This window comes from Gemmatimonadaceae bacterium, assembly GCA_020851035.1.
GTDB lineage: Bacteria > Gemmatimonadota > Gemmatimonadetes > Gemmatimonadales > Gemmatimonadaceae > JACMLX01.
Genome location: JADZDM010000017.1, coordinates 45,067 through 71,158, shown reverse-complemented (window position 1 = coordinate 71,158; position 26,092 = coordinate 45,067). Strand labels below are relative to the sequence as shown.

Sequence of the window (26,092 nt, the reverse complement as noted above, 5' to 3'; positions counted from 1 at the left end):
TACCGCAGCGTGGTCGCTGCCGCCGCGCGGGAACCAGTCAGTTCTTGTGGCGGTAGACGATGCGTCCGCGCGTCAGGTCGTAGGGCGAGACCTCGAGGGTCACGCGGTCACCCGCGAGGACGCGGATGCGGAAACGGCGGAGGTTGCCGCCGATGGTCGCCAGCACGGTGTGTCCATTGTCGAGCGAGACGCGGAACATCGCGCTTGGCAGGACCTCGCTCACGGTCCCCTCGAGTTGCAGTGCTTCTTCCTTGGCCATACACCCTGTCAGACGGGATACGAAAGACGGACCCCCGGGGAGGGGAGCCGCACGAATGCGGGAAACCTAACGACTGTCCGGGCCGGCGGAGCGATCCGGAGGCGGAAAGCGCGAAGGGCTGGCCCGCGAACGGGCCAGCCCTTCGTACGACGACCTCACAGGGAGGCCGACAAGCGTTGCTTAGCGCGAAGCCTTCGTGACGTTCTCAGCCGCGGGGCCCTTCGCGCCCTCGACGATGTCGAACTCAACCTGCTCGCCTTCAGCGAGGGTCTTGAAACCCTTCATCTGGATGGCAGAGTGGTGGACGAAGCAGTCCTTTCCGCCAGAGGCCGGGGTGATGAAACCAAAACCCTTGGCGTCATTGAACCACTTCACGGTGCCGGTCGTACGCATTGCTACAGACTCCTGTGGATTGATCGCGTCGGAGCCCGGCAATCCGGTACTGACCGACAACGGGACTCGTGGACAGACACTACTCCCACGAATGAGTGCTGGAAAACGACGACGGGCCCGCGCTGTAGGAGGCGGACCCGTGGACCGAAACCCAGCCCGCGCCACCCGGCGCGGAGCACAGCGACATAACCGTATAGTCGAGATTCAAATCCGTCAATAGTGGCCGGCAGCCGAAATATACCAGTCCTGCCGGACGTGCGATCCCGCCCGTTCGTGCCCCCACGCGCCGCCAGTCGTCACCTGACCGGGCAGGCACGCACCGCCGCGATCCGTGCCCTGAGCAACGGTCCGGATCGCCCGGACTCGGCCCCCGAATCGCGATGGCGTCGTCACGACCGAACTGGCCCAGGCTGCTCCTCACCGCCGCCCTCGCCTGGTACTCCGTCGCCATTCTCTCGGCGCAGGACACGTGGTCTGCCCTCGACAACGTCAACCTGCCCATCCACGAGACCGGCCACCTGGTCTTCGGCCCGTTCGGGGAGCACACCGCCGCGCTCGGCGGGACCCTCTTCCAGCTCATCGTCCCCCTCGTCTTCGGCGGCAGCTTCCTCGCCCGGGGCGACCGGCACGCCGCCAGCGTCATGCTCTGGTGGCTGGGCCAGAACGGCGTGAACATCGGCCGCTACATGGCGGACGCCGTCGTGCAGGAGCTCCCGCTGGTCGGCGGCGGGGAGCATGACTGGAGCTACCTGTTCGGCGAATGGAACCTGCTCGCCCACTCGGAGCAGATCGGGCTCGACACCCATCGCATCGGTGCCGCCGTCATGGTCGCCGCCCTGGCCTGGGGTGCTCATGCGGGCTGGCATTCGGGTCTCGCGGCGGGACGCGGTCGTCGCCTGTCACTCGGTGCGCCCACCGGGCCGCGCTGACTGGTCGCACCGCGGCGGAACGGGTACACTGCGCCGTCCCGTCACCCGAGCGTCAGCATGGATCACACCCCGCGTTTTCTCGCCCACGTCGAGGCCGTCCGCCGCCGCGTGCGTGAAGTGTCCCCGGCCGAGGTGCAGGCGATGCTCGCGGCCGGCACGGCGCAGGTGTTCGACGTGCGCGAGGAGAGCGAGTGGGCGGCCGGCCACGTGACGGGCGCCCGGCACCTGGGCAAGGGCGTCATCGAGCGCGACATCGAGCGGACCGTCCCCGACCCGGCGGCGCCGATCGTGCTCTACTGCGGCGGCGGCTTCCGCTCGGCGCTGGCAGCCGATGCCATCCAGCAGATGGGCTACACGAACGTGATCTCGATGGCGGGCGGCTGGCGTGGCTGGCTCGAGCTGGATGGCGCCGTCACACACGGGGCGCAATGAGCCACCGCGGTGCGCACGCCGGCCTCGGCCGCCTCGGAGTGACCTGCCTGCTGGTGCTGGCTTCCTGCGCGAAGCGGGAGGGTCCCCCGCCCACGCCGGAGCAGCGGGCCGTGCACAAGGCCGCGATCGCGGCGGCGGCGCAGGACCGCATGATGCTGCAGTACCTCGTGAAGGAGGCCGAGGTGACCGAGGCGCGGCTCCCGTCGCTGCGGCGTGATTCGCGCGGGTACATGAGCGGGGACACGAGCGTGATCTGGTTCGCCTTCTTCGCCGGCGACACGCTGGTGGTGCTGGACGAGACGCGGCGCGGGCCGGTGGGTGTGGAGGAGAATGCACGGTACCTCTTCACGGGCGACCGGCTGCACTACGTGGCGCTCGACCGGCTGCGGACCTCAGGCACCCAGGTGCCGGTCCGGCTGCGCCTTGCCTTCGGCTACGACTCCACCGGGCGCCTGTCGGCCACGTCGAAGAACGTGAACGATGCGGCGGTGCCTCTCGACACCGCCGCCGACATCCACCGGATCGCCGACCGCGCCCGCGCCCTCCGCGCCCGCGTGCTGGCGGGACCGGCGGGGACGTAGCGCCCGCGCGTCAGTCGCGCTGGCGCTTGAGCAGGTTGAGCTGCGCCTCGACCACCTTGAACCGCCGATCCTCGACGTCGTAGGCGCGTGCGGCGCGGGTACGGAGCGCCTGCAGCCAGCGGTTGGTCAGCTCCTGGAACGCCCCGCGCTGGGACGGGTCGTCGGCCAGCACCTGCGTCCGACGCTCGGCGATGGCGAGCTCGGCATCATCGGCGCGGATGGAGGCGTCGAGCAGGTCGCGCTCCAGCCGGGCCTGCTCGGACTGTGCCTGCCGCAGGGCCGCGCGCGCCTCGACGATCTCGAGCGAGCGTTCGAGGCGCCGCTTCTCGACCTGGGCCGCGATGCGGTCGGCGTCGCGTTTCTCCTTCTTCGCCACCTTCTCGCGCTCGCTGGCCGCATCCACTGCGCGCTCGAGTTCGGTGATGCTGTACTTGAGCCGCTGCGTCTGGTCGCGCAGGGCGGCCCACTGCGTTTCCATGTCGCGCCGTGCGCTCAGGAACTGATCCTTCTCCGCCCGGACGGTGTCGACGCTGCGCGAGGTGATGATGACCTCGATCGTATCGGCGGCCGAGGCCGGCATGACGAATGGCGCGGCCGGCGGGGCCGGCGTCGGCACGGGCGCTGGCACCGGTGTTGCAACGGGGGGACCCTGCTGCGCACTGAGCATCCTGACGGGCAGGAGCGCGGCGGTGGCGAGCAGGACGGCAAGCCTGCGGGATGAAAGCGACGGCATGATGGAGGACCGGGTGAAGTGGCGCATGCACCGCGTTCGCCGCGGCGCACCGGGAAGATAGGCCACCGGGCTGGTCAGGTTCCACGGTTTGCGCCATCCGTGCATCGGCAGGCAGAGCAGACTGTACAGCACGAGGTCTGCGCCATGACGGCGGGTGCGACCGGGATCGCCTCGGCAGGAGTGGTCTCGATCCCATCGGGTGCAGCCTCCGACTGCATGCACATGCTGCGCCGCGCGCGCTTTCGTGTGAGCCTCCTCTCCGCGGGCGTGGTGCCATGCGTGCGCGTGCCGTGTCACTCGGCGCATCAGATGTGCGGGGCAGCGCGGCGCATGGATGATGTGTGCGTTCCAATGAAGGAACGCTCGCACGTCATTTGCATATATGGTCGGTGCGACGAGATGCGGATGTGTCCGGAAGCGTGTCGCGCGCGATTTGGAGTGCACGGCCTGAGTGAGTGCTGATTCCCGCGCGGTGTCCTTGCAGGCTCTGGATAGCAATCGCAGCGTGCTGTAGCGTGTCGTTGCAGTGTGATGTCACGGCCGACGCCGGCCTATGAGGAGAGCGACCATGCGCGTACACCGACTGCCACTCGACGGAACGAACGCATACGTGATCAGCGGCGAGCACCACGTGCTCGTCGACACCGGTCCAGCTCGATCGCGCACGCAGCTCCTCGATGCGCTGGCCGGCCTCGGACTCGGCGGGGACGACCTCTCGCTCGTGCTCGCCACCCATGCGCACGCCACCTCCGTCGGCAACGCCGCGTACCTGCAGCGCATGTTCCACGTGCCACTCGCCGTGCACGGCGCCGATGCGCCGATCCTCGCGAGCGGACTCGATCGTGCCGTGGGATTCGCCAAGCCGCTGGGCTCGCTCATGCGCTGGTTCGGTGACTCGCGGTTCGAGGCGGCGCCCCCCGATGTCGTCTTCGGGCACACGCTCTCCCTGCACCTCTTCGGCACCGAGGGCACCGTGGTCCACACCCCCGGCCACACGATCGGCTCCGCCTCGGTCGTGCTGCCCACCGGGGATGCCATCGTCGGTGACCTGCTGATGGGTGGATGGTTCGGCGGCCGGCTGCTGCCGCGACGCCCGGCCCGCCACTATCTGGCCGAAATGCCGCAGCGGGTCGCTCGCAGCCTCGCGCTGCTCAACCGGCTGGGCGTGCAGCGGCTGCACCCCGGCACCGGCGATGTGCTCCAGATGGACGACGTGCGCGATCTCATCATCGCCCGCGCCGGCGACGCGCCATCGGGGCCAGCTCCGGCCCGCGTGCGCGAACGCAGGCTCCGCCAGGATCCTGCGCTGCATTCAGCAGCCTGAACAGTAAACCGGGTCCGGCCACCGCCTGACCCGGATGGTGCCGAAACGCGCTCGCGCCTCCTCCCGGCCGCGACCCGAACGCCGTTGCGACACCGCGCGCGATCCGTCTCATCCGCAGGGGAAGGGGATCGCTGGCCACACCGATCGGTGCATTGAGCGAACTCGTCTGTTTGTTGCGAGCTCTGGCGCGATGAATGCATCAGTCGGATTCTCCACGGCAGCCGCCGCTCCCCGATCCTTTCCCGACGTCCTGCCATGCCCCAGTCTGTCCACGGTCAGCAGCAAACTCAGCAATACCTGCCGCCCGTCACTTGCCCCGGAGGGCTTCGCTGATGATGCCCTGGTTCTTCCGCTACAGCATGCGCATGGTCGGCATCCTGCTCATGCTGCTCTTCGTCGAGTACATCACCTTCGTCTTCTACCGGGAAAGCGGCATTAACCGGTTCTTCTGGCTGCCGCTGTCGGTCGGGTTCGTGGCTCTGGCAGGGTTCGACACGGTGAGCCGGCTGCCGCTGATCTGGGGCGCCTTCGTCGGCGGCCTGCTCTTCGGACTGACGAGTGTCATTTCGTGGGAAATCGGCAGCTTCGTCCTCATGGGTCGCTTCGAGTTCCCGGCGGAAGCCGAGCCGCTGCTCGTACTCCTGACCTTCGCACTGACCAGCATCATCGGCGCCATCATCGGTGGCATGGCCGGCCTCGCTGCCCGAAGCCGGCGCCGCCAGCGCCAGCGCCGCTCCTCCATCAAGAAGCTGGCGTACTCGGCTTTCGACGAGCAGCACGACGAACAGAGCGATCCACCCGCCCGCCCGATGATGTCCAGCGCCGAACGGCGCTGACACCGGGCATGTCGCGGCGGCGACCCATGACGTAACCTGAAGGCATGGGTCGCCTCACCCGGTTGGTCTCGCCGATTCTCCTCCTGGCAGGTGCTGTCGCCTGCTATCGTCTGCCGCTGCGGATCGCGGAGAACGACGCCAGCGGCTACGAGGATGTCGGCGTCCCGTTCATCGAGGCGGTGGAGTACACCCCCGCCGGACGCGACCTCCGCGTGGCCCTCGAGGCACCCGGCTACGTCACCGTCATCATCGTCGATCCGGATCGCGGCGCCACGGTGCGATTCCGTCGCGGCGAGCTGCAGAGCCGCTTCGCCGACAAGGGCGTCCATCGATACCCCCTCGACCGGCTCGCCAGCCCGATCGCCATGGGCCAGTACACCGGGATGTCTCCCTCCCCGCCGTCCGGCATGGGCCGCGCCACCCAGCTCGCACCACTCCGGCTCTCCGCATTCGATCCGGTGCCGCTGCCTGTCGACACCGACCCCGACTCGACGCGACGGGAGTTCCGGCTCGCGTCTCGGACGGTGATGTCCGGCGGCGGACCGGTGAAGTCCGCGCACGTCGTGGTGCTGGTCAGTGAACGCCCGCTGGACCTCGTGCAGGTCGCCGTCCGCCTCGCGCGCGGCTCCCTCGATCCGGCACTCGTCGCACAGGCCGCCGCCAATGTCATCGAAGGCGGACGGTGGATGGCCGCCATGGCACCACTCCGCGGCCAATGACCGACACCGCCTCGCACGCCGACTGGATCCTCGGCACCTGGCAGCTGCTTCGCTGCGAACCACCCCTCGACATCGAGCCCGGCACCCGCATGCAGTTCGAGCACCCACACCGCCTCGCATACTCGATTCCCACCGCCAATGGACCACTGCACGTGATCCTGCGCTGGGCCGTGCACGGATCCACCCTCCACACCGCACACGAGGATGGATCCAACCCCGTCCAGGTGGCGGTGACGCGCGGTGACGCCGACGTGCTCACCTACGACTTCGGCGGGCCGCGCGCCTGGTTCGTCCGCACGACCTGACCAGCACCAGTGCGGCGCAGCACGCAGGCCCCCGCGCACGATCGATGATGCCCGCGCGTTTCCGCGCCGGACGATCCTTGCCGCCCCCCGGTGCCACGATAGCTTGCGACGACGCACCCTTCCCGAGGTCTCCATGCGCAACCTGGCCGCGATCGCTCTCGGTCTGCTCTTCACGGGGCTTGGCAATTTCGGCGCCGCCGCCGCCACGCCGATGGCCTTCCCAGCCGCCTATACGGCACAGGGACACACCACCAACAGCGTCGCACTCTTCGTGATGCTCAGCATCACCCTCGTCTTCGCCGTCTTCGGCGGGTGGGTCACGGCTCGCATCGCCCCGGATCACCGCATGGGGCACGCCCTCACCATGGCCGTGCTGGGCCTCGCCGCCGCCGTCTTCATCGGCGCCGTCCGCTGGGCCGCCGCGCCCGCGTGGTACTACGTGGTGTCGTGGGCGCTCCTGCCCGTCGCCGCCGGCATCGGCGTCGCCGCGTGGGAACGCACGCTGCGCCGAAAAGGTACCGGAATGGCGCGCACCGTCGCCGCAACCTGACCCGTCACTCCCGGAGATCCGCGTGCGCCACGGCCTCGCCCTCGCCCCCCTCGCCCCCCTCGCCACCCTCGCACTCCTTTCGGCCGGCTGCAGCTCCACCGGCGCCACACCCGCCGGCTCCACGCCTGCGCCGGTGCCGGTTTCGGTCCAGAGCGGCGGCGGCAACACGGGCATGCCCGGCATGACGCTCGTCGTCGGCGGCAATGCCCAGACCATCGCCCTGCCCGCCACCCGCGACGCGATCTGGCCCCACCTCGCCGCCGCCTACGCATCGCTCGGCATCCCCCTCACCTACAAGGACGAGGCCTCGTTCCGGCTCGGCAACGAATCACTCAAGGCGCGACGCTCACTCAACGGGCTCCAGCTCCGCACCGCGCTCGACTGCGGCAGCGACCTCACGGGCGAGAAGGCGGAGACCTACGAAATCCGCCTCACCGTGGAAAGCACCATCGCCGCCGCCGGCAGCGGCGCCGAACTCACCACCAACGTCTCGGGCGTCGGTCGCGCCACTAGCACCAGCGGCAGCGACGTCACCTGCAGCACCCGCGGCGAGATCGAGCGCCGCATCCAGCGCTACGTCCGCACCCAGCTCGGACTGCCAGCCCGATAGCCACCCGCGGCGCACCGCGTGGTCGCACACCGTCGGCGCAGCCCCGTCATGTCCCGCGCGGCTTTGCACGGTGCGTCGGGACCGCGGTCGCCGGATCCTCCGGCCACGAGTGCCGCGGATATCGGCCGCGCAGGTCCTTGCGCACGTCGGCGTAACTCGTCCGCCAGAACCCCGGCAAATCGCGCGTGACCTGCACCGGGCGATGCGCCGGAGACAGCAGGTGCACCACCAGCGGCACCCGACCGTCCAGCACCGCCGGCGTCTCACGCGCGCCGAACAACTCCTGCAGCCGCACGGCCAGCACCGGCGCCGCCGCGTCGCCGTAGTCCACCGGAATCCGCGACCCGCTCGGCACCGTGACATGCGTCGGTGCGAGCCGGTCCATCGTCGCACGCAACGACCAGTCCACCCCGTCCAGCAGCAACGCGCCAAGGTCGGCTCGCCGCAGGTCGTCCAGTGACCGCACCGTCCGCAGCACCGGCACCAGCCAGCCGTCGAGCGCCGCCAGCAGCGCCGCGTCACTCACGTCCGGCCAGCGCGCATCATGCGCGTGCAGGAACGCCAGCCGCTCCCGGACCCGGATCGCCGCGTCGGTCCAGGGCAGCGCCGCCGGCCACCCCTCGCGCACCAGCGCGCACAGCGCATCGCCACGCTCGGCATCGCTGATGTCCTCGGCAACACGCTCCACCAGCACGATCGCGCCCAGCGATTCCGTGACCGTGCCGCGCACACGACCCGTGGCGGGTTCGGCCACCACTCGCCGCACACGCGCGACCTGGCCGGCATGGAGCGCCCGCAGCGTCGCGAGGTCCAGCGGCGCCGCGAGTTGCACCGTCGCATCCCGCCCCGCGTCATCCAGGCCGGCGCAGGCGATCCACTCCTCACGCGCCAGCACCGAGCCCTGGTCACGCACGAATGCACCCGAGCCGTTGCGCAGCAGGTACCGCGCACCAGCGCCGTCGCGGCGACGGGCGACACGGTCCGGATACGCCAGCGCGACGAGCGCCCCCAGCTCCAGTGGCGCATCGACGCCGCGCTCGTCGTTCCGGCGCACATCCATCCGGTCGCGCAACGTGCGTGCCGTCTCACGGCAGCGCGCCAGCGCCGCCTCGTCCAGGTGCAGCCCCGCCGGCAGCGCGCGCCGTCCGTTGCGCACCGCATCGATGCGCAACCCCAGGTCCGGGTCCACCAGCCGCATGTCGGCCGCACGAATCGGGTCACGCTCCTCGAGCACGGCGGCCAGGTCGCAGGCCAGCGCCAGCGACCCTCGCTCGCGTGCCATCAGCAACAGGTGCGCCAGGCGCGGATGCACCCCCGTGGCCGACATCGCTGCGCCGTGCGCGGTGAGCCGGCCCTCCGCGTCGAGCGCGCCCAGTTCCGCCAGCAGCGCCCGCGCCTCGGCAAACGCCGGCGCGGGCGGCGTGTCGAGCCAGCGCAACTCGTGCGGGTCGCGCACGCCTGCCCCGGCCAGGTCCAGCGCCAGCGGTGCCAGGTCCGCATCGAGGACCTCGGCCGCACCGTGCGCGCGGAGCCCCGCGTCATCGTATTCGTGCCAGCAGCGGATGCAGTGCCCCGGCGCAACGCGGCCTGCGCGCCCGCGGCGCTGGTCGGCGCTCGCGCGCGACACCCGCACCGTCTCGAGCCGCGTCATGCCCGTGCGCGCCGAATAGCGGGGGACGCGTGACCATCCCGCATCGACCACCACGCGCACGCCCTCGATGGTGAGAGAGGTCTCGGCAATGGCACTGGCGATCACCACCTTGCGCCGGCCGGGCGGCGAGGGGGCGATCGCGGCGTCCTGCTCACGCGTCTCCATCGCGCCGAACAGCGGACGCACATCCACCCCGTCGGCCACGCCGGCGTCCAGCAGCGAGGCCACGCGCCGGATCTCGCGGGCCCCAGGCAGGAACACCAGCACGTCGCCGTCGTGCCCCTGCAGCGCCTCGCGCACCGCGCTGGCGGCGGCCTCCTCCATGCGTTGACCCGGGCGCGGCGGATGGAACGCCGTGGTGACGGGAAAGGCGCGACCACTGCTCGTGATCACCGGGGCATCGCCCAGCATCGCGGCCACGCGGGCGCCGTCGATCGTGGCCGACATCACGAGCAGCCGGAGGTCGGGGCGGAGCAGCGCCTGCGTGTGCAGCGCGAGAGCCAGTCCCGTGTCGCCATGGATCGAGCGCTCGTGGAACTCGTCGAAGCAGACTGCGCCCACCCCGTCGAGCGTGGGGTCGTCCAGCAGCATCCGCGTCAGCACCCCTTCGGTGACGACCTCGATGCGGGTGGCAGCGCTCGTACGCGTGTCACCGCGCATGCGCCAGCCCACGACCTGCCCCACGGTCTCGCCACGCAGGGCCGCCATCCGGCTCGCGGCGGCACGGGCCGCCAGCCGTCGAGGCTCCAGGAGCAGCACGCGGTGTCGGCCGAGCCATGGCACGGTGAGCAGGGCCGGTGGCACGCAGGTCGTCTTGCCCGCGCCTGGTGGGGCCACCAGGACGGCCGCCGTGCCGGCATCGAGTGCGGCCAGCAGCTCCGGCAGCACCGCGAGCACCGGCAGCGAGGTGGCAGCCGGGGCGCGAGGGTCGGTGGGCGTGGTCACGGCGCTAACTTTATCGGGTGGTGGCACCCCACGTTCCAGGCTGGGATCGACCCCGCAGGGCTCCGGCAAGGCCGGGAGGAGTGTTTCGCGTGCATCCCCGACTCGAGGCCGTGATCGAGCATGCCGACCGGGCGCGGCTCGACCTGCTGGCGGCGTTGGACACCATCCCGCCCGGGCTGCAGGAGGCGCGGCCATCGGAGGACGCGTGGTCGGCGGCCGAGGTGCTGGAGCATCTCTGCCGGGTGGAGAAGGGCGTGACCCGGCTGACGGAACTCAAGGCCGCCGAGTTGCGGGGGATGGCCGCGGTGCCCATGGAGGGGCCGGAGATGGTGCCCGTGAACGTGGAACGGTTCCGGCGGCTGCCCGATCGCAGCAGCCGCATCATGGCGCCGGACCGGGTGCAGCCCACCGGAGAAGTCTCCGCCGTCGAGGCGCGCGCCGCCCTGCTGGAGCACCGCCGCTCGCTCCTCTCGCAGCTGCGCCAGGCGGACGGGCTCGCACTCTCCACGGTGTCACACCCGCATCCCGTCTTCGGCGACCTCGATCTCTACGAGTGGGTGTACACCATCGGCGGCCACGAGCTGCGGCACGCCGCGCAGCTTCGTGAGATCGCCGCCCACTTCGCCAACGCCTGACCCGCCCGCCTGCATGCGCGAGACGTCACTGCAGTATCCCGTCGGCCGGTTCGAGATCCCGGCGACCATCACCGCGTCGATTATCGCCGAGTCGATCGAGGGGATCGCGGCACTGCCGTCGGCGATGCGCGCGGCGGTGGACGGGCTGTCGGAGGCCCAGCTCGCGACGCCGTACCGCGATGGCGGCTGGAGCGTGCGACAGGTGGTGCACCACGTGGCCGACAGCCACATGCACGCCTACGTGCGCGTGAAGTTCGCCTTCACGGAAGAGGGCCCGACGATCCGCCCCTACGACGAGGGCGCGTGGGCGCTGCTGCCGGATGTTTCGACGGTGCCGGTGGCGACGAGCCTCTCGCTGATCGACGCGCTGCACGCGCGCTGGGTGGCGTGCCTGCGCGGCCTGGATGCCTCGATGCTCGCACGCACCTTCGTGCACCCCGAACTCGGCGCCCAGACGGTGGAACTGTCGCTGCTGCGGTACCACTGGCACGGGCGCCATCATGTGGCGCACATCACGTCGCTCCGTTCACGGATGGGGTGGTGAGCGCGGTGTCGGCCGTGGTCCCGGGCCTCACGACGGCGGCGGACTCGACGTCGCCGATCCTCTTCTTCGACGGCGAGTGCGGCTTCTGCGATCGCGCAGTGCGCTTCACGATGGAGCATGACCGCGACGGCCGCATCCGCGCGGCGGCGCTGGCGGGGGAGACGGCGCGCTCGCTGCTGTCGCCGTTCGCCGCGATGCTCACCGGCGTGGACTCGACGGTGCTCTACCTGCCTGCGTCCGGCTCGCGCGGCGCGTCGGTGCAGGTCCACTCGGATGCGGCGCTGTCGGTGCTGCGGCTGCTGGGCGGGCCGTGGTGGGTCCTCGGTGTGCTGGGCCACGTCGTGCCGCGCTGGCTGCGCGATGCGGCATACAAGGCGTTCGCGAAGCGGCGCTTTCAACTCTTTGGACGCGTGGAGGCGTGCCAGCTCTGGCCGCCGGCCTGGCGCGCGAGGATCCTCCCATGACGTTCCGGCGGCTGCCGCTCGCGGCGATGCTCCTGTTGACGATGGTGGTCGTGCCGGCGTGTGCCCACGTACCGGCGGCGGGTGCCGTGGCGGCGAGTGCGGCGCCGGCCGTATCGCCGATGCTGGTGGTGGTGGTGCGGCACGCCGAGAAGGCGCCGCTGCCGGCGAACGATCCCGTGCTGAGCGAGGCGGGGATGGCACGTGCGGCGGCGCTGGATGGCGCGGTGCGGTCATTGCCGATCACCGATGTGGTGGTAAGCCACCTGCAGCGCACGCGGCTCACGGCATCGGCGTTCCTCGCACGCACCGGTGTGCCGGTGCACGTGGTGCCGATCGGGAGCGCGGGGGTGGCGGCGCACGTGAAGGCCGTGGCCGACACCGTGCGCGCGCTGTCGCGGCTGTCCGGTCACACCGGGGTGCTGGTGGTGGGCCACAGCAACACGGTCACCGACATCGTGCAGGCGCTGGGCGGTGCGCCATCGGCGGCGCTCTGCGACAGCCAGTACAGCCAGCTCTTCACGGTGCGCGGCGACGCGCGCGGCGGCGTCGTCGCCACGCGCACGACGTACGGTGCCGCCGATCCGGTGGATGCCTCCTGCGGGGCGATGGCGCCGCGCTGAGTCAGGCGGCGGCGGTGCGACGCCGTGGATCGTCGTGCACCGCCTGCGTGTCAGGAGCCCTGTCGTGCCGCGCCGCCTCGGCGACCTGCCGTATCACCGCGGCCGCATCGCTGGCGGCGTTCGGACGGGCCAGCCGGAGTGCCGCCATCGAGGCGATGCGCAGCGCGGTGGGGGCATCGCGCCCCACCAGCCAGGCATGCATGGCAGCCGTCACGGCGAGCGGTGACGGCGCCCAGATGCCCGCGTGGCCCGCCACCACGTAGTCCACGTTGCCGGTCTCCTGGCCCGGGATCGCGCCGGACAGGATCAGCGGGCAGCCGCTGGCGCAGGCCTCGCTGATCGTGCCCGGACCGGCCTTCGTGACCAGCATCGCGGCGGCGCGCATCATGTCGGCGAAGTTCGCCACGAAGCCGTAGATGTGCACCACGCCCTGCCACGACCGGCGGGCGAGCCGGTCGGCGAGTGCAGTGTTGCGACCCGTGACCACGGCGATGTCGCAGGGCAGCTGTGCACGGTCGATGGCCACGGCGAGTGCCTCGAGGGTGCCCACGCCTTCGGCGCCGCCGGCGAGCAGCACGGTGGCGCGGTCGGTGGCCCAGCCAAGGCTGCGCTGCAGCGCCGCGCGCTCACCCGGCACCGCCGCGAACGCCCGTGACACCGGCACGCCGAGGTGGCTCAGCGCGGCGGACGGGATGCCGCATCGCACGGCGGCCGCGTGGGCGTGTGCCGTCGGCACGATGAGGTGGTCCGCAGCCTGGTCGTACCAGGAGGCATGCCCCGAGACGAGGTCGGTGACCACCACCACGATCGGCACCTGCGGAAAGGCGCGCCGCAGCGGGGTGGTGAGCAGCGGGTGCGTGCTCACGATCGCGTCGGGGGCGTGGCGTGCGGCGAGCGCCTGGAAGGCGTGTCGCGTGAACGGCCGCGCGAGCCGGTGCGCGAGTGCCATGCGACGTGGCGAGTTCGTGGCCTCGAACCCGGCGTGCCAGAGCCACGGTGCCCGCTGCACGACGTGCGGGTAGAGGCTGGCGATGCGGCCCGGCGCGGAACGGGATTCGACGGCGAGCGGATCGACGAGCGTGACCGTCGTCGTGTGGCCGTGCTCCAGCAGCGCGGCCCGCAGCGCGCTGGCGGCGGCACGATGGCCACCGCCGGTGTCGGCGTACGCGATCAGGACGTTGGTCATGCGGCGGAGGCCGCGAGGTGCGTGCCCGCGACGGCGCCAGGCGTCGTGAACGCTGGTGCCTCGAACGCGGCATGGATCGGCGTGCCCGCGTAGGTCGACGGCACCGGCAGGCCGAGTGCCCACAGCACCGTGGCCGGCACGTCGAGCAGCGACAGGCCGGCCGGCAGCGCCTGTGAGTGGACGCCCGCGCCGGCCATGAGGATCGGGATGGTACAGTCGAGCGGGTGCGGACTGTCGTGGTGCGTCGGTACGCGGCCGCCGCCGCCGTGGTCGGCGAGTGTGATCAGCAGCGTGTCGTGCATGGCGGGCGCCAGTTCGTGGCGGAGCGTGCCAAGTGCGATGTCCATGCGCGCGACGGCGGCGAGATAGGCGGGTGACATCCACCCCGTGCGGTGGCCGATGGCGTCGCAGTCGGGCCAGTGCATCACGATCAGCCCGTCGCGCTGGCCGCGCAGGGCCGGGAGCGCGGCCGAGAGCAGCGAGTGCGCGTTGGCGCTGGCGAACCGCGTGTCATCGAGGCCGAGTGCGTCCACGATGCGGCGTGCGAGGGGGCGGATGAGCCACGGGACCTGCCGCACGATGCCCGTGGCGGGACGGCCCGAGGCGCGCACCAGCATCGGCAGGGTCTGCAGCGGGACGCGGGTGACGGGCACCCGGAAGCGATCGCTGGTCACGCCGTGGTCGGCGGTCGCGAGCCCGGAGAGCAGGGACGTCATGGCAACGGCGGTCACGCTGGGCAGCACGGTGGTGGCGTCGGTGGTGCAGGCACCGGCGCGGGCCAGCGAGGCCAGGTGCGGGAAACGGGGGTCGCCGACGAGATCGGCTCGCAGGCCGTCGAGGACGAGGAGCACCACGCGGCGGGCGGGTGCGGATGGTGCGGCGGTCATGGCGTGGTACGGCATCGTGGCCCTCGGGCAGGGTGACTCCCGAAGCTCCGGGGCACGCGTCAGCGGCGCGTGACTGGCGCGTTCCGGCTCGGTCACGGTGCGGTCCGGATTCCGCATCGCCGGTCCGCGTTCCGCGCTTGTGCCGGCCCGGTGCCGGGCCATGATTTAGGGCGCCGAATCCGGATCATCCGTCGTGCCGTAGTGAGCCCTGTCGCTGCACGACCCGTTCCCCCCCGCACCCACCCCCATGCGCTCATCCGCCATTCGCCTCGCGCTCTCCCTCACCGGTCGCGCCGTCGCGCTGGTGGCGCTCGTCGCCGGCAGCCTCGCGTCGCAGGGCCGTCCCGTCACCGGCACCTACACCACCAGCATCGAGAGTCCGCAGGGTGCTGTGAAGACGGTCATCGTGGTCAAGCGCACCGGTGAGGCGCTGGGCGGCACCGTCGCGGCCGACGGCTTTCCCGTGATCCCGATCACCACGGTCACCCAGTCCGACAGCGGCATGACGATCCTCGCCGACACGCCGGATGGCGGGGTGAGCGTGAAGCTGAAGTTCACCGGCGCCGATCGCGTGGCTGGCACGCTGGCCTATCAGGGCATGGAGATGCCGCTGGCGGGGACGTTCGCGGCGGAAGGTGCACCTGCAGGTGCTGCGCTCGCGACGGCGGCCGGCACCTACGACTTCGTCACCACGGGGCCGTTGCTCGGCGCGGCACAGTTCGACGTGAAGTGTCTCATCACCCGCAGCGCCTCGGGCACGTATGGCGGCACCTGCGGGAACCCCGAGAGTGGCGACGTGGCAGTGGGCAGCGTGACACAGGCCGGCAACCAGGTCACGATGACCGGTGACACGCCGGCCGGGCCGTTCCGCATCGAGCTGACCGTGAACGGCACGGTGCTGGAGGGCACGATCACCGTCGGAGGTGAGTCGTCGAAGCTGAAGGGCACGTATGCGGCGAACGGTGGTGCCGCGCGATGAGCCGGTTGCGGACGCGCACCGTGGTGCTGGCGCTCGCCGGCATGATGGCCGCCGGTGCGGCCGGTGCACAGGCGAGTGAGTCGGAGACCGTGGCGCAGCGCGCCGTGGTGCGTGAGCTGTTCGATGCCATGCGGGCCGGCGACAGTGCGCGGGTCCGGGCCGTGTTCCATCCGCAGATGGTGGCACTGCTGACGTCGGACACCGGGCCTGATGGAAAGGGGCGGGTGTCGGCGACGCCGGTGGATGCCTTCGTGCGGATGGTCGGGACGCCGCGTCCGCAGCCCATCGACGAGCGGATCTTCAATCCCCGCGTCCTGATCGACGGAACGCTGGCGTCGGTGTGGGTGGACTATTCGCTGTACGTGGGCCCACGCTTCATCCACTGCGGGGTGGACGTGTTCCACGTGGCGAAGGTGGGCGAGACGTGGAAGATCATCGCGCTGACGGACACGCGGCGGACCACGGGCTGCACGCCCTGAGTCGGAGGAGGGCCGGGCGCGGGCCGGGGCAGTGGGCGGCGGCCCGTCACCAGGGTTCGGGTGACGGGCCGTTGAGCAGAGGGCGGGCGATCGTGGCTTGATTAATGACTGACCAGTCAGTATCGTGAGAGACGCCCGGACACCGCGGGCCTTTCTTTGGAGTTCGCGATGACTGACGAGTCAGTCACTACTGAAGAGCACGCACCGCCACGGCACGAGGCGCGGACCAGGCGACCTGCCGAGGAACGCGAGGCGCAGATCATCGACGCCGCCTTCACCGCCTTCGCCGCCCACGGACTCGAGGACACGCGCCTCGAGGACGTCGCCCGCCTCGCCGGCGTCGCCAAGGGCACCATCTACCTCTACTTCCCCAACAAGGAAGCGCTCTTCCGCGAGATGATCCAACGGACCATCGTCGAGCGCCTCGATGCCCTCGAGCGCGAGCCGCACGACCCGGTGCCCCTCGCCGACTTCGAGCGCGTCGCCCGCACGTTCTGGGCGTACGTCAACGAGCCGAAGTTCCCGGTGCTCTACCGGCTCGTGTCCAGCGTCCTCCCGCGACTCCCCGAACTCAGCCAGTTCTTCGCCGAGCGCGTCGCGTTGCGCTGGCAGCGGCTGATGCAATCCACCATCGACGCCTGCGTGGCCGACGGAGTGTTCGACGCCGCGCAGGCCCCCGCTGCCTCGCGCATGCTCCACGCCCTCATGGTGCAGCACGCCCTCATGCGCGCCAACCCGACACTCTGCACCGCTGGTGCCCTGCACGACGCCGACGCCGTGTTCGACCGGCTGCTCAGCTTCGTCCGCGCCGCCCTCAGGCCGTCGCCGCTCCCTTCCGCGTAGATGACACATCCACACGTCCGCCTCCGCGCGCGCGCGCAGCTCGCGCTGGCACTCGCCCTGTCGCTGTCCACCGCCGCACTCCACGCGCAGGGTCCGGCGACGCCGGTGCTCTCGCTGACCCTCGCCGACGCCGCAGCGCGCGCACGCCTCCAGGGTGCCGCGGTCATCGGCGCCACGGCGCGTGCGTCGCAGGTCGAGGCACGGGTGAACCAGCGCCGCGCCGACCTGCTGCCACAACTCTCCGGCATCACCGAGGCGAACAGCCGCACCTTCAACACGGCCACGCTCGGCATCAGCTTCCCGGCCGCACCGGGATCGGCGCCGTTCTTCGACCCGGATGGTGAGGTGCTTGGCCCGGTGCCCACCAGCGACGTCCGCGCGCGGGTGCAGCAGACGATCTTCGATGGTGCCGCGCTGGCACGGTTGCGGCTGGCGCGCCAGCAGGGCAGCACCGCGCGCACGGAGACGTCGCAGGCCGGCGCCACCGCGGCCACCCAGGCGGCCATCGCGTATGTGCGCGTGCAGCGCGCCGATGCCGTGCTCGAGGCGCGTGCCGCGGATTCGACGCTCGCCGCCGACCTGCTGCGCATCGCCCGCGAAACGCTGCGGGCCGGCACCGGCGTCGCGCTGGACGTGACCCGCGCCGAGTCGCAGCTGGTGTCGATCCGGTCACAGCTCATCGGGGCGCGGGTGGAGCGCGACAAGGCGCAACTCGAGCTGCGTCGCGCGATCAGCGTGGACCTGAACCAGCCGATCCGGATCGCCGACGCGCTCGATGCGGGTGAGCTCGAGATCCCGCAGGAAGGCGTGGCTCTCGCCACTGCCGAGCGCCAGCGTCCCGAGCTGCAGGTGGTGAACCAGCAGCTCGCCACGGCGCGCCTGGCGTCCCGCGCGATTCGCGCCGAGCGCCTGCCGACGGTGAATGCGGTGGCGGACGACGGCTTCATCGGCAAGAACGTCGGCACCAACATGCTCAATACCTGGACCTGGGCGCTGCGGGTCTCGGTGCCGGTGTTCGAGGGGGGACGCCGCGAGGCGCGCGAGAGTGAGCAGTCGTACGTGCAGCAGGAGCTGGAGGCACGGCGCAGCGACCTGCTCGCGCAGGTGAGCGTGGACGTGCGGAGTGCGCTGCTGGATGCACAGTCGGCGCGCGAGGCGGTGGATGCCGCCCGCGAGCGGGTGCGCCTCTCGGAGCAGGAACTCTCGCAGGCGCGCGACCGCTTCACCGCCGGCGTCTCCGGCAACCTCGATGTCACCTCGGCGCTGCTCGGGTTGAGCGGTGCCCGCACGCAACTGGTGGACGCGCTGGCATCCCGCCAGCTCGCGCGCATCTCGATCGCCCGCTCGCAGGGCTCCATCTCGTCACTCCGCTGAGCGGAAGGATTGTCGTCATGACTACCCAGGTGCGTCCCGATCCTGCCGGCCGTGGTGCCGCCGACGTTCCCGTCACGCCGGCACCGGCGCCGCGTGGTGCCCCGGTGCAGGCGAAGCGCAGCCCGTTGCCGTTCATCCTCGGCGCCCTGGTGCTGGCGGGCGGCGTGTGGGGCTTCCGCACGCTGTCGTACGCCCGTGCGCACGAGAGCACCGACAACGCCATGATCGACGGTCACGTGCTGCCGGTGCTGGCGAAGGTCGGTGGGTTCGTGACGGCGGTGCGGGTGGCCGAGAACGACCGCGTGGTGCATGATGCGCCGCTGGTGACGATCGACGACCGCGAGTACAAGGTGCGCCTGGCGCAGGCCGAGGCTGACCTGGCGGCGGCGCGGGCCACCAGTGGCGGGCGTGGCACGCCCGGTCAGGCGCAGGCGATGGTGGCCACCGCCTCGGCGCAGACGGCGGTGCAGGCCGCGAACATCGAGGCGGCGCGGGCGCAGGTGGTGAAGGCCGAGGCCGACCTGGCGCGCTTCACCGACCTGGCTGCGAAGAACATCGTCAGCCAGCAGCAGCTCGATGGCGCGAAGGCGCAGGCGGCCGCGATGCGGGCGCAGCTGGTGGCGGTGCAGCGGCAGGAGACTGCCGCCGGCGCCAACGTGGCGGGGATGCAGGCGGGCGTGCGGCTGGCCGAGGCCCGACTGGCGGCGGCGACGGCGGCGCGCGACAACGCGGCGCTGCAGCTCTCGTTCGCCACCATCACCGCACCGGCGTCGGGCACCATCAGCAAGAAGCTGGTGGAGGTGGGCCAGCTCGTGCAGCCCGGCCAGATGCTGATGAACATCGCGTCGGACACGGGGCTGTACGTGACCGCGAACTTCAAGGAGACGCAGCTCGAGACGCTGCGTGTGGGCCAGACCGTGCAGCTCGAGGTGGACGCCTACGACGGGGCCGTGATCGAGGGGGTGGTGGAGAGCATCAGCGCCGCCACCGGGGCCCGCTTCACGCTGCTCCCGCCCGACAACGCCAGCGGCAACTTCACCAAGGTCGTGCAGCGGGTGCCGGTGCGGATCCGCATCACGAAGGGGCTGGACACCACGCATCCGCTGCGCATCGGGCTCAGCGTGGTGGCACACGTGAACACCAGGTGACGCCCGCCGACCCGCCGACGCTGCCCGGCCTGACCCGCTGAGCATGGCGACCACCGTGCAGCCGGTGCCCGCGCGTTCCCGCGCGGGCGTGGCCGAAGACCCGTACGCCAACCGCTACTGGATCGCCGCCGCCGTGACGCTGGCGGCGGTGCTGGAGCTGGTGGACACGTCGATCGTGAACGTGGCCGTGCCGCACATGATGGGGAACCTCGGCGCGACGCTGGACGAGATCGCGTGGGTGAGCACGGGATACATCATCGCGAACGTGATCGTGATCCCGATGTCGAGCTGGCTCTCGAACTGGTTCGGGCGACGCAACTACCTCGTGGGCAGCATCCTGCTCTTCGTGGCCGCGAGCTTCTTCTGCGGTGCGGCGACGGGGCTCTGGCCGCTGGTGTTCTGGCGCGTGATCCAGGGGCTGGGCGGCGGCGCGTTGCTGAGCACCGCGCAGGCCACGCTGTTCGAGGCGTTCCCGCCCGACGAGGTGGGGAAGGGCCAGGCGATCTTCGGCATGGGCGTGATGGTCGGGCCGACGCTCGGCCCCACGCTGGGCGGCTACATCGTGGACAACCTCGACTGGCCCTGGATCTTCTACATCAACGTGCCGCTCGGCCTGCTTGCGGCGGCGCTGGTGTGGGCCTTCGTGCGCGACTCGAAGAACGCCGTGCGGGCGACCAAGGTGGACGTTGCCGGCATCGTGCTGCTCGCCACCAGCATCGGCACGCTGCAGTTCATGCTCGAGCGCGGCGAGCGGAACGACTGGTTCGACAGCGGCCTGGTGACCGGCCTCGCCGCGATCAGCGCGCTCTCGATGGCCGCGTTCATCTGGCGCGAGCTGACCTTCGAGCAACCGATCGTGAACCTGCGCGTGCTGCGCAGCCGGCAGCTCGCCGTCGGGGTGGTGTTCGCCGCCATGCTGGGGCTGGCGATGTACGGCTCGATCTTCGTGCTGCCGGTGTTCCTCCAGCAGCTCCACGGCTTCACGGCGTGGCAGACGGGGAAGGTGATCTTCCCGGGCGCGATCGCGAGTGCGTTCACGATGGCGATCATCGGCCGCAACGCCAACAGGCTCGACGCACGCTACACCATCGTGGCCGGCGTGGCGATGTTCGGCACCTGCATGCTGTGGCTGTCGCAGCTCAGCCTGGACGCCGGTGCGGACGACGTGTTCTGGCCGCTGATCCTGCGCGGTGTGGGCATGGGGCTGATCTTCGTGCCGCTCACCAACGCCAGCATGGCAGAGCTCTCACCCATGAGCGTGCCCCAGGGCACGGCGCTGTTCAACCTCACGCGCCAGCTGGGTGGCTCGCTGGGCATCGCGATCATGGCCACGCTGCTCTCCCGCTTCACCGCCAGCGCCCGCAGCAGCCTGGTGACGCACATGTCGGCCGGCGACCCGGACGTGACGCAGCGGCTGGCGGGGTTCTCGCGCGCCTTCGTGGCCCGCGGATCCGACGCCACCACCGCGGCGGCCCAGGCGTACCAGGTGCTGGAGCGGCAGGTGCTGGCGCAGGCCAGCGTCATCTCGTTCTCGAAGATCTACCTGCTGAGCGGTGCGGTGATGACACTCGGCCTGCCGCTGCTGCTGCTCTGGCGCACCGGACGCAATCGGACAGCGATGTCGCCGGCGGACATGCATTAGCTGTTCATACGGCATCGTTAAGAAGGTTCACGCGGAAAACGCGGAAAACGCGGAAAGGACCCACTACAGCGCGGCCACCCCGGCGACGGCTCGACCTGAAGAAATGCGGAAGGAACTGCGCGCCCTCCCACGCAGTTCCTTCCGCATTTCAGAAACAGGAACTGCGACCAAGCCGGCTGTGATGTAGTGCGTTTCCGCGTTTTCCGCGTGAACCCTGTTGACGATGCCCGTCAGGCGTAGAAGCCCCGCGAAGGACGGAAGTCAAGGCGTTGCCGTCCGCACGTGACGGGCGCAGTTTGCCGCTTCGATCGGCACCGGCATTTCCCACCCAGACCTTCCCGATGGCTCCGTCACTCATCTCGACCGTTGCGCGTGAACTGGCGCTCCCCGTCACCTCGGTGGAACGCACCCTGGCGCTGTTCGCGGAGGGCAACACGCTGCCGTTCATCGCGCGGTACCGGAAGGAGATGACGGGCGGGCTGGACGAGGTGCAGCTGCGCGACGTGCGCGACCGGGCGCAGTACCTCGGCGAGCTGGAGGAGCGGCGGGCGGCGGTGCTCAAGAGCATCGACGAGCAGGGCAAGCTGGACGACCGGCTGAAGGCGTCGATCCTCGGTGCGACCACCAAGCAGGCACTGGAGGACCTCTACCTCCCGTACAAGCCCAAGCGTCGCACCCGTGCGATCATCGCCCGAGAGCGCGGCCTGGGGCCACTGGCCGAGGCGATCTGGGCGGGCACGGTGGATGACGCCGGCGCGCGCGATGCCGCCGCCGGGTACGTCGACGCGGCGAAGGATGTGGCCGACGTGGACGCGGCGCTCGCCGGTGCGCGCGACATCCTCGCCGAGCAGGTGGCCGAGGACGCGGCGGTGCGCGGATGGATCCGCGAGGTGACCCGGGCGAAGGGCGCCGTGAAGAGCGCGCGGGCGCTCGGGCGGAAGGAGGAGGTCTCGAAGTTTTCGGACTACTTCGAGTTCCGCGAGCCGCTCGGCACCATCCCGTCACATCGCGTGCTGGCCATCCGCCGCGGCGAGACCGAGGGTGAGCTGGTGTGGAGCGTGGACGCGCCGGTGGCCGACATCGGGCCGCGGCTGCAGCGCGACGTGGTCGGCACGCGGAAGGCGGCCGCGCTGCTGGCGCAGGTGGCCGACGATGCCTACAACCGCCTCCTGTCGCCCGGCATCGAGGTGGAACTGCGGCTGGAGCTCAAGACGCGCGCCGACGAGGAGGCAATCCTCATCTTCGGGCGGAACCTCGAGCAGCTCCTGCTCTCGGCACCGGCGGGGGAGAAGAGCGTGCTGGGGCTCGATCCCGGCTTCCGCACCGGGGTGAAGGTGGCGCTGGTGAGCCGCACCGGCGCGCTGCAGCACACCGACACGCTCTACCTGCACCAGGAGGACCGTTTCGCGGCCACCATCCGCGCGATCGTCGGCCGCTTCAAGCCCGAGCTGATCGCGATCGGCAACGGCACCGCCTCGCGCGAGACGGAGACGCTGGTGCGGGCCACGCTGCGCGAGCTCGAGCCGCCGGCCCCGACGGTGGTGGTGGTGAGCGAGGCCGGTGCCTCGGTGTACTCGGCCAGCGACGTGGCCCGCGAGGAGTTCCCCGACCTCGACGTGTCGATCCGCGGCGCGGTGAGCATCGCGCGCCGGCTGCAGGACCCGCTGGCGGAGCTGGTGAAGATCGATCCCAAGTCGATCGGCGTGGGGCAGTACCAGCACGACGTGAACCAGCCCAAGCTGCGCCAGCGGCTGGATGACATCGTAGAGAGCTGCGTGAACCGCGTGGGCGTGGAGGTGAACACCGCCTCGGCGCAGCTGCTGGCGTACGTGTCCGGCGTGGGGCCGGCGCTGGCGCAGGCGATCGTGGCGACACGGGATGCGAAGGGCGGCTTCACGGCGCGCAAGGAGCTGCAGGAGGTGCCGCGGCTGGGCGCGAAGGCGTTCGAGCAGGCGGGGGGATTCCTGCGCGTGCGCGGTGGTGCCCATCCGCTGGATGCGAGCGCGGTGCACCCCGAGCGCTACGCCCTGGTGGCGAAGATCGCGAAGGACCGTGGCGTGTCGCTGCAGGAGCTGGTGGGCAACGAGGCACTGCTGTCGTCGCTGGAGCTGTCGAAGTACGTCTCGGATGACGTGGGGCTGCCGACGCTGCAGGACATCGTCGCCGAGCTGCGGAAGCCCGGACGAGACCCGCGCGAGAGCTTCGTGCCGCCGGCGTTCCGGGACGACGTCACGGACATGAAGCACCTCAGTGCCGGCATGGTGCTGGAGGGTGTGGTCACGAACATCGTCGCCTTCGGGGCGTTCGTGGACATCGGTGTGCACCAGGATGGGCTGGTGCACGTGAGCCAGCTCGCCGACCGGTTCGTGAAGGACCCGAACGACGTGGTGCAGGTGGGCCAGAAGGTCACGGTGACCGTGCAGTCGGTGGACCTGGCGCGGGGCCGGATCGCGCTGACGATGAAGAGTGGCGAGCGTCCGCCGGCGGAGGGTGCAGGCCGGAGCCGTGGCGGCGCGGGTGGCGGCGGGGCGGCTGCCGGCGGACGTCCGGCAGGGCACGGGCCGCGCACACCCGCGAAGCCGGCGGCGCCCGTCGTGCCGGCCAAGGGTTACGTGGCCCCGAACGGCATCCGCTTCAAGTAGCCTGCAGCGGGGCTGGCGGGCGCGGCCGTTGTGCCGCGCCGCGACTGGTGACGGGGATTATCCTCTATCGTCACACCCGTGGGTTCCCCCCGCGGGGACCGCGCGGCTGCAGCGTGGCCGTTCCCGCCCCTTTCAGTCTCCGTATGCACTCTCCGAACCGGAGTGGCCTGTTGCGCCAGAGCGCCCTGGTGGCGCTGCTTGCCGGCGCACTGCCGCTCTCCCTGCTGGCCCAGGTCCGTCGTCCCGACACCGCGCCAGCCGGTGGCGCACGTCGCACCCGCAGCAGCGTGCCGGTGCGGCGCACCGAGCTCTCCTTCGGCATCGGCACCTCGCGCTTCGAGGCCGCCAACGCCACCAGCTCCTCGTTGCCGATGCTGACCCTCGGGCTCAGGCGACAGTTCTCGCCGGAGTGGCTGCACGTCGGTGCGACGGTCGATGCCGGCACGACCAAGGTGAACGGCGCCTACTTCCCGTACGAGAACCGGCCGGTGGGCGACAGCCTCCAGTTCGTGGCCGTGGGCGGCACCGCGACGATGATTGCCGGCCGGCTCAGCCTCGACGCCATCAAGGACATGGATGACGACCGGAAGTACCGCGCCGGCGTGAGCCTGAACGGCGGCCTGTACGCCATGCTGCCGTCGCCGGCCGGCGGGGCGAACGCCGGCACCTTCGTCGCACCTACGTACGGCATCGCGGTGATCGGCATGGCCGAGCTCACGAAGCGCCTCGGTGCCACGGCCAGCTTCGGCATTGCACAGTTCATGAACTTCGACCGCGACAAGATCCGTCCCAGCGATCCGGCACTCGAGGATCCTGCCTTCGTGACCCCGTTCACGCGGCCACCGGCCGCCGTGAAGAACTTCGGTGGCCCGCGCATGACGATTGGCCTGACGTACCGCCTCGGCGTGAAGCGCGCACCGGCGGGAGGTGCACGATGACCCGGCGCGGCATGCAGCACACGACACTCTCCCACCTCCGCGCGACCGTGCTGGGTCTGGCGGCCCTCGCGACGCTGGGCGCCTGCTCCGAGGACGGCGCCGTGACGCCGATGGGTGGTGCCGGCTTCGAGAGCCAGTTCACGCAGGTCTCCCAGGTGCGGTACCCGGGGATGTTCGCGCTCGCCTTCGGGCGCACGGTGAACAACGCCTCGGTGGTCGATTCGCTGGTGGGCGAGGTGTCGCTGACCAAGCCGCTCGACGGCAAGGCGCGGTACCAGTTCTTCCTCGTCAACGGGCTCGACTCGACCGCCGTGCCGGTGTCGCACCGGCAGTGGGTGATCCGCACCGACACGCTGCTGGATGCCGCCGGCAACCTCTCGAACCCGGTGGACACGAGCAAGCTCTCGGGCGTGAAGGACTTCTGGCGCGGCGCGTTCTACGGCCAGCGCCTCCGCTTCGCCGTCACGCTCTCTGCCGCCGACTCGGCGCAGCAGCGCGGGGCCTGGCTGGTGCTCACGATCCAGTCCGACACCACCCGCTCCGCCTTCAACGACACCACGCCGCGTCCGCTCTTCCTGCGCTTCCGCGACCAGAAGGGCACCGTCACCCGCGACGACGACGTGATCGTGCCCGACACGCTGCGGGCCACCTTCGGCGACTTCCTCTCGCCCACGCGCCAGGTGGCGTATGCCTCGGGGGGCACCGGATCGCTGCTGTTCTGGGACGTGGCGAAGACCGGCAAGCCGGCGATGCGGGTGGAGCTCGCGAACGTCCGCAAGCCGCCGCGCGGCTACTTCTACCAGCCGTTCGTGATCGACAGCCTCACCGGCGTCGCCTACGCCTGGAGCGACGTGACCGACGCGGCCTTCGTCTCGCTGTTCAACGCCGACCTGCGCAGCGACAGCGTGCTGGCGGTGGTGCGCGGCATCAACCCGTCGAGCGACGTGATCGGCCAGCCGGAGAACTACACGCGGGTGGACCTGATCCTGGAGCCCAAGGCCGCGCCACCGGCGCTCACGACCGGGCTCTCGATCTACAGCCTGATGTCGGTGCTCCGCGCCCCGATTCCCTCCGGACTCGCCGCCAAGCGCGCTGCCCTCGGCACGCTCAGCGTGGTCGTGACCAAGACCACCCTCGGCGGCGCACCGGCACCCAACGTGGGCGTGGTGGTGCAGGCCTCCGGCAACAACTTCAACACGCTGGTGGGCAACAAGAACACCGACAGCACCGGCACCGCGACCTTCACCGGCATGCCGCCGGGGGCGCTGCGCGTGATCGCGATCCCGTTCGGCGGGTCACTCGTCGAGACGCGCTCGACCATCACCTCGGGGCAGACGACCACGGCGCGGCTCGTTGTTCCATGATGTTCGGGCACCGCTGACGGGGGTCTTGGGGACGGCGTCGACGCTGTGTCTCGTGGCTCCTTGATGTTCGGGCTCTGCTG

Annotated in this window: 28 protein-coding genes; 22 read left to right on the top strand and 6 right to left on the bottom strand. The window is 70.9% G+C overall.

The window, feature by feature from the left end; genetic code table 11:
- Positions 1–37 precede the first annotated feature (37 nt).
- Positions 38–259, bottom strand: a complete 222-nt coding sequence (infA, locus tag IT355_11570) for a translation initiation factor IF-1 (GenBank protein ID MCC7053890.1) — start codon at positions 257–259, stop codon at positions 38–40.
- Positions 260–439: 180 nt separating this feature from the next.
- Entirely contained in the window at positions 440–652 is a 213-nt protein-coding gene (locus IT355_11565; protein MCC7053889.1) for a cold shock domain-containing protein, read from the bottom strand.
- A gap of 380 nt (positions 653–1,032) precedes the next feature.
- On the opposite strand from IT355_11565, the gene IT355_11560 reads away from it, so the two are divergent.
- Genes IT355_11560 through IT355_11550 form a run of 3 tightly spaced genes read left to right on the top strand, consistent with a single transcriptional unit; the run spans position 1,033 to position 2,594 of the window.
- Positions 1,033–1,581, top strand: coding sequence for a hypothetical protein (locus tag IT355_11560; protein MCC7053888.1), 549 nt, complete (start codon positions 1,033–1,035; stop codon positions 1,579–1,581).
- 57 nt (positions 1,582–1,638) lie between these two features.
- Positions 1,639–2,013: a hypothetical protein gene (locus IT355_11555; GenBank protein MCC7053887.1), complete on the top strand. Its 375-nt coding sequence runs from the start codon at positions 1,639–1,641 to the stop codon at positions 2,011–2,013.
- Positions 2,010–2,594 carry a hypothetical protein gene (locus IT355_11550; GenBank protein ID MCC7053886.1) on the top strand — a complete coding sequence of 195 codons (585 nt, stop codon included), beginning with the start codon at positions 2,010–2,012 and terminating at the stop codon, positions 2,592–2,594. Before IT355_11555 ends, IT355_11550 begins: the two co-directional genes overlap by 4 nt.
- A gap of 10 nt (positions 2,595–2,604) precedes the next feature.
- On the opposite strand, the gene IT355_11545 is transcribed toward IT355_11550, so the two are convergent.
- Entirely contained in the window at positions 2,605–3,327 is a 723-nt protein-coding gene (locus IT355_11545) for a hypothetical protein (GenBank protein MCC7053885.1), read from the bottom strand.
- Positions 3,328–3,895: 568 nt separating this feature from the next.
- On the opposite strand from IT355_11545, the gene IT355_11540 reads away from it, so the two are divergent.
- The 6 genes from IT355_11540 (at position 3,896) to IT355_11515 (ending at position 7,671) form a co-directional block, all read left to right on the top strand.
- Complete coding sequence (locus IT355_11540) at positions 3,896–4,651, top strand: MBL fold metallo-hydrolase (GenBank protein MCC7053884.1); 756 nt, start codon at positions 3,896–3,898, stop codon at positions 4,649–4,651.
- A gap of 332 nt (positions 4,652–4,983) precedes the next feature.
- Positions 4,984–5,487, top strand: a complete 504-nt coding sequence (locus IT355_11535; GenBank protein ID MCC7053883.1) for a hypothetical protein — start codon at positions 4,984–4,986, stop codon at positions 5,485–5,487.
- Positions 5,488–5,531: 44 nt separating this feature from the next.
- On the top strand, positions 5,532–6,206 hold the full coding sequence (locus tag IT355_11530) for a hypothetical protein (GenBank protein MCC7053882.1): 675 nt from the start codon (positions 5,532–5,534) through the stop codon (positions 6,204–6,206).
- Entirely contained in the window at positions 6,203–6,511 is a 309-nt protein-coding gene (locus IT355_11525) for a hypothetical protein (GenBank protein ID MCC7053881.1), read from the top strand. Before IT355_11530 ends, IT355_11525 begins: the two co-directional genes overlap by 4 nt.
- Before the next feature lie 103 nt (positions 6,512–6,614).
- The gene (locus tag IT355_11520) at positions 6,615–7,061 is read left to right on the top strand and encodes a hypothetical protein (protein MCC7053880.1); all 447 of its coding nucleotides are present in this window, start codon (positions 6,615–6,617) and stop codon (positions 7,059–7,061) included.
- Positions 7,062–7,083: 22 nt separating this feature from the next.
- Positions 7,084–7,671, top strand: coding sequence for a hypothetical protein (locus tag IT355_11515; protein ID MCC7053879.1), 588 nt, complete (start codon positions 7,084–7,086; stop codon positions 7,669–7,671).
- Between the two features lie 46 nt (positions 7,672–7,717).
- Here the strand turns inward: IT355_11515 and hrpB are convergent, their stop codons facing one another.
- On the bottom strand, positions 7,718–10,267 hold the full coding sequence (gene hrpB / locus IT355_11510; GenBank protein ID MCC7053878.1) for an ATP-dependent helicase HrpB: 2,550 nt from the start codon (positions 10,265–10,267) through the stop codon (positions 7,718–7,720).
- An 89-nt stretch (positions 10,268–10,356) separates the two neighbouring features.
- Here hrpB and IT355_11505 point away from each other — a divergent pair, with 89 nt between their 5' ends.
- From IT355_11505 to IT355_11490, 4 genes are read left to right on the top strand one after another with little or no spacing between them, the layout of a single operon-like run.
- The gene (locus tag IT355_11505) at positions 10,357–10,902 is read left to right on the top strand and encodes a DinB family protein (protein ID MCC7053877.1); all 546 of its coding nucleotides are present in this window, start codon (positions 10,357–10,359) and stop codon (positions 10,900–10,902) included.
- A 13-nt stretch (positions 10,903–10,915) separates the two neighbouring features.
- Positions 10,916–11,446 carry a putative metal-dependent hydrolase gene (locus tag IT355_11500; GenBank protein MCC7053876.1) on the top strand — a complete coding sequence of 177 codons (531 nt, stop codon included), beginning with the start codon at positions 10,916–10,918 and terminating at the stop codon, positions 11,444–11,446.
- Entirely contained in the window at positions 11,443–11,910 is a 468-nt protein-coding gene (locus tag IT355_11495) for a DUF393 domain-containing protein (GenBank protein MCC7053875.1), read from the top strand. The genes IT355_11500 and IT355_11495 overlap by 4 nt, the downstream gene beginning before the upstream one ends.
- Entirely contained in the window at positions 11,907–12,530 is a 624-nt protein-coding gene (locus IT355_11490; GenBank protein ID MCC7053874.1) for a histidine phosphatase family protein, read from the top strand. Before IT355_11495 ends, IT355_11490 begins: the two co-directional genes overlap by 4 nt.
- Position 12,531: 1 nt before the next feature.
- Here the strand turns inward: IT355_11490 and IT355_11485 are convergent, their stop codons facing one another.
- The gene (locus IT355_11485) at positions 12,532–13,716 is read right to left on the bottom strand and encodes a hypothetical protein (GenBank protein MCC7053873.1); all 1,185 of its coding nucleotides are present in this window, start codon (positions 13,714–13,716) and stop codon (positions 12,532–12,534) included.
- Positions 13,713–14,618, bottom strand: a complete 906-nt coding sequence (locus IT355_11480) for an alkaline phosphatase family protein (protein MCC7053872.1) — start codon at positions 14,616–14,618, stop codon at positions 13,713–13,715. The genes IT355_11485 and IT355_11480 overlap by 4 nt, the downstream gene beginning before the upstream one ends.
- Positions 14,619–14,850: 232 nt before the next feature.
- Here IT355_11480 and IT355_11475 point away from each other — a divergent pair, with 232 nt between their 5' ends.
- The 9 genes from IT355_11475 to IT355_11435 all read left to right on the top strand — a co-directional run bounded on the left by IT355_11475 (position 14,851) and on the right by IT355_11435 (position 26,012).
- A complete protein-coding gene (locus IT355_11475) occupies positions 14,851–15,582 on the top strand; it encodes a hypothetical protein (GenBank protein MCC7053871.1) in 732 nt (243 codons plus the stop codon).
- Positions 15,579–16,061 carry a nuclear transport factor 2 family protein gene (locus IT355_11470; GenBank protein ID MCC7053870.1) on the top strand — a complete coding sequence of 161 codons (483 nt, stop codon included), beginning with the start codon at positions 15,579–15,581 and terminating at the stop codon, positions 16,059–16,061. The genes IT355_11475 and IT355_11470 overlap by 4 nt, the downstream gene beginning before the upstream one ends.
- A gap of 168 nt (positions 16,062–16,229) precedes the next feature.
- Positions 16,230–16,904, top strand: coding sequence for a TetR/AcrR family transcriptional regulator (locus IT355_11465; protein ID MCC7053869.1), 675 nt, complete (start codon positions 16,230–16,232; stop codon positions 16,902–16,904).
- Entirely contained in the window at positions 16,905–18,278 is a 1,374-nt protein-coding gene (locus IT355_11460; protein MCC7053868.1) for a TolC family protein, read from the top strand.
- Positions 18,279–18,295: 17 nt separating this feature from the next.
- Positions 18,296–19,426: an HlyD family secretion protein gene (locus IT355_11455; GenBank protein MCC7053867.1), complete on the top strand. Its 1,131-nt coding sequence runs from the start codon at positions 18,296–18,298 to the stop codon at positions 19,424–19,426.
- A 43-nt stretch (positions 19,427–19,469) separates the two neighbouring features.
- Entirely contained in the window at positions 19,470–21,068 is a 1,599-nt protein-coding gene (locus IT355_11450) for a DHA2 family efflux MFS transporter permease subunit (protein ID MCC7053866.1), read from the top strand.
- Positions 21,069–21,409: 341 nt separating this feature from the next.
- Complete coding sequence (locus IT355_11445; protein MCC7053865.1) at positions 21,410–23,710, top strand: RNA-binding transcriptional accessory protein; 2,301 nt, start codon at positions 21,410–21,412, stop codon at positions 23,708–23,710.
- Between the two features lie 170 nt (positions 23,711–23,880).
- Positions 23,881–24,648 carry a hypothetical protein gene (locus IT355_11440; protein ID MCC7053864.1) on the top strand — a complete coding sequence of 256 codons (768 nt, stop codon included), beginning with the start codon at positions 23,881–23,883 and terminating at the stop codon, positions 24,646–24,648.
- Entirely contained in the window at positions 24,645–26,012 is a 1,368-nt protein-coding gene (locus IT355_11435; protein MCC7053863.1) for a carboxypeptidase regulatory-like domain-containing protein, read from the top strand. The genes IT355_11440 and IT355_11435 overlap by 4 nt, the downstream gene beginning before the upstream one ends.
- The last annotated feature ends 80 nt before the right edge of the window (positions 26,013–26,092 follow it).

Excerpts from the sequence above, each read along its gene's own strand:
- infA (MCC7053890.1), bottom strand. The coding sequence starts at position 259 with ATGGCCAAGGAAGAAGCACTGCAACTCGAGGGGACCGTGAGCGAGGTC.
- IT355_11565 (MCC7053889.1), bottom strand. The coding sequence starts at position 652 with ATGCGTACGACCGGCACCGTGAAGTGGTTCAATGACGCCAAGGGTTTT.
- IT355_11560 (MCC7053888.1), top strand. The coding sequence starts at position 1,033 with ATGGCGTCGTCACGACCGAACTGGCCCAGGCTGCTCCTCACCGCCGCC.
- IT355_11555 (MCC7053887.1), top strand. The coding sequence starts at position 1,639 with ATGGATCACACCCCGCGTTTTCTCGCCCACGTCGAGGCCGTCCGCCGC.
- IT355_11550 (MCC7053886.1), top strand. The coding sequence starts at position 2,010 with ATGAGCCACCGCGGTGCGCACGCCGGCCTCGGCCGCCTCGGAGTGACC.
- IT355_11545 (MCC7053885.1), bottom strand. The coding sequence starts at position 3,327 with ATGCCGTCGCTTTCATCCCGCAGGCTTGCCGTCCTGCTCGCCACCGCC.
- IT355_11540 (MCC7053884.1), top strand. The coding sequence starts at position 3,896 with ATGCGCGTACACCGACTGCCACTCGACGGAACGAACGCATACGTGATC.
- IT355_11535 (MCC7053883.1), top strand. The coding sequence starts at position 4,984 with ATGATGCCCTGGTTCTTCCGCTACAGCATGCGCATGGTCGGCATCCTG.
- IT355_11530 (MCC7053882.1), top strand. The coding sequence starts at position 5,532 with ATGGGTCGCCTCACCCGGTTGGTCTCGCCGATTCTCCTCCTGGCAGGT.
- IT355_11525 (MCC7053881.1), top strand. The coding sequence starts at position 6,203 with ATGACCGACACCGCCTCGCACGCCGACTGGATCCTCGGCACCTGGCAG.
- IT355_11500 (MCC7053876.1), top strand. The coding sequence starts at position 10,916 with ATGCGCGAGACGTCACTGCAGTATCCCGTCGGCCGGTTCGAGATCCCG.
- IT355_11490 (MCC7053874.1), top strand. The coding sequence starts at position 11,907 with ATGACGTTCCGGCGGCTGCCGCTCGCGGCGATGCTCCTGTTGACGATG.
- IT355_11485 (MCC7053873.1), bottom strand. The coding sequence starts at position 13,716 with ATGACCAACGTCCTGATCGCGTACGCCGACACCGGCGGTGGCCATCGT.
- IT355_11480 (MCC7053872.1), bottom strand. The coding sequence starts at position 14,618 with ATGCCGTACCACGCCATGACCGCCGCACCATCCGCACCCGCCCGCCGC.
- IT355_11475 (MCC7053871.1), top strand. The coding sequence starts at position 14,851 with ATGCGCTCATCCGCCATTCGCCTCGCGCTCTCCCTCACCGGTCGCGCC.
- IT355_11470 (MCC7053870.1), top strand. The coding sequence starts at position 15,579 with ATGAGCCGGTTGCGGACGCGCACCGTGGTGCTGGCGCTCGCCGGCATG.
- IT355_11465 (MCC7053869.1), top strand. The coding sequence starts at position 16,230 with ATGACTGACGAGTCAGTCACTACTGAAGAGCACGCACCGCCACGGCAC.
- IT355_11460 (MCC7053868.1), top strand. The coding sequence starts at position 16,905 with ATGACACATCCACACGTCCGCCTCCGCGCGCGCGCGCAGCTCGCGCTG.
- IT355_11455 (MCC7053867.1), top strand. The coding sequence starts at position 18,296 with ATGACTACCCAGGTGCGTCCCGATCCTGCCGGCCGTGGTGCCGCCGAC.
- IT355_11450 (MCC7053866.1), top strand. The coding sequence starts at position 19,470 with ATGGCGACCACCGTGCAGCCGGTGCCCGCGCGTTCCCGCGCGGGCGTG.
- IT355_11445 (MCC7053865.1), top strand. The coding sequence starts at position 21,410 with ATGGCTCCGTCACTCATCTCGACCGTTGCGCGTGAACTGGCGCTCCCC.
- IT355_11435 (MCC7053863.1), top strand. The coding sequence starts at position 24,645 with ATGACCCGGCGCGGCATGCAGCACACGACACTCTCCCACCTCCGCGCG.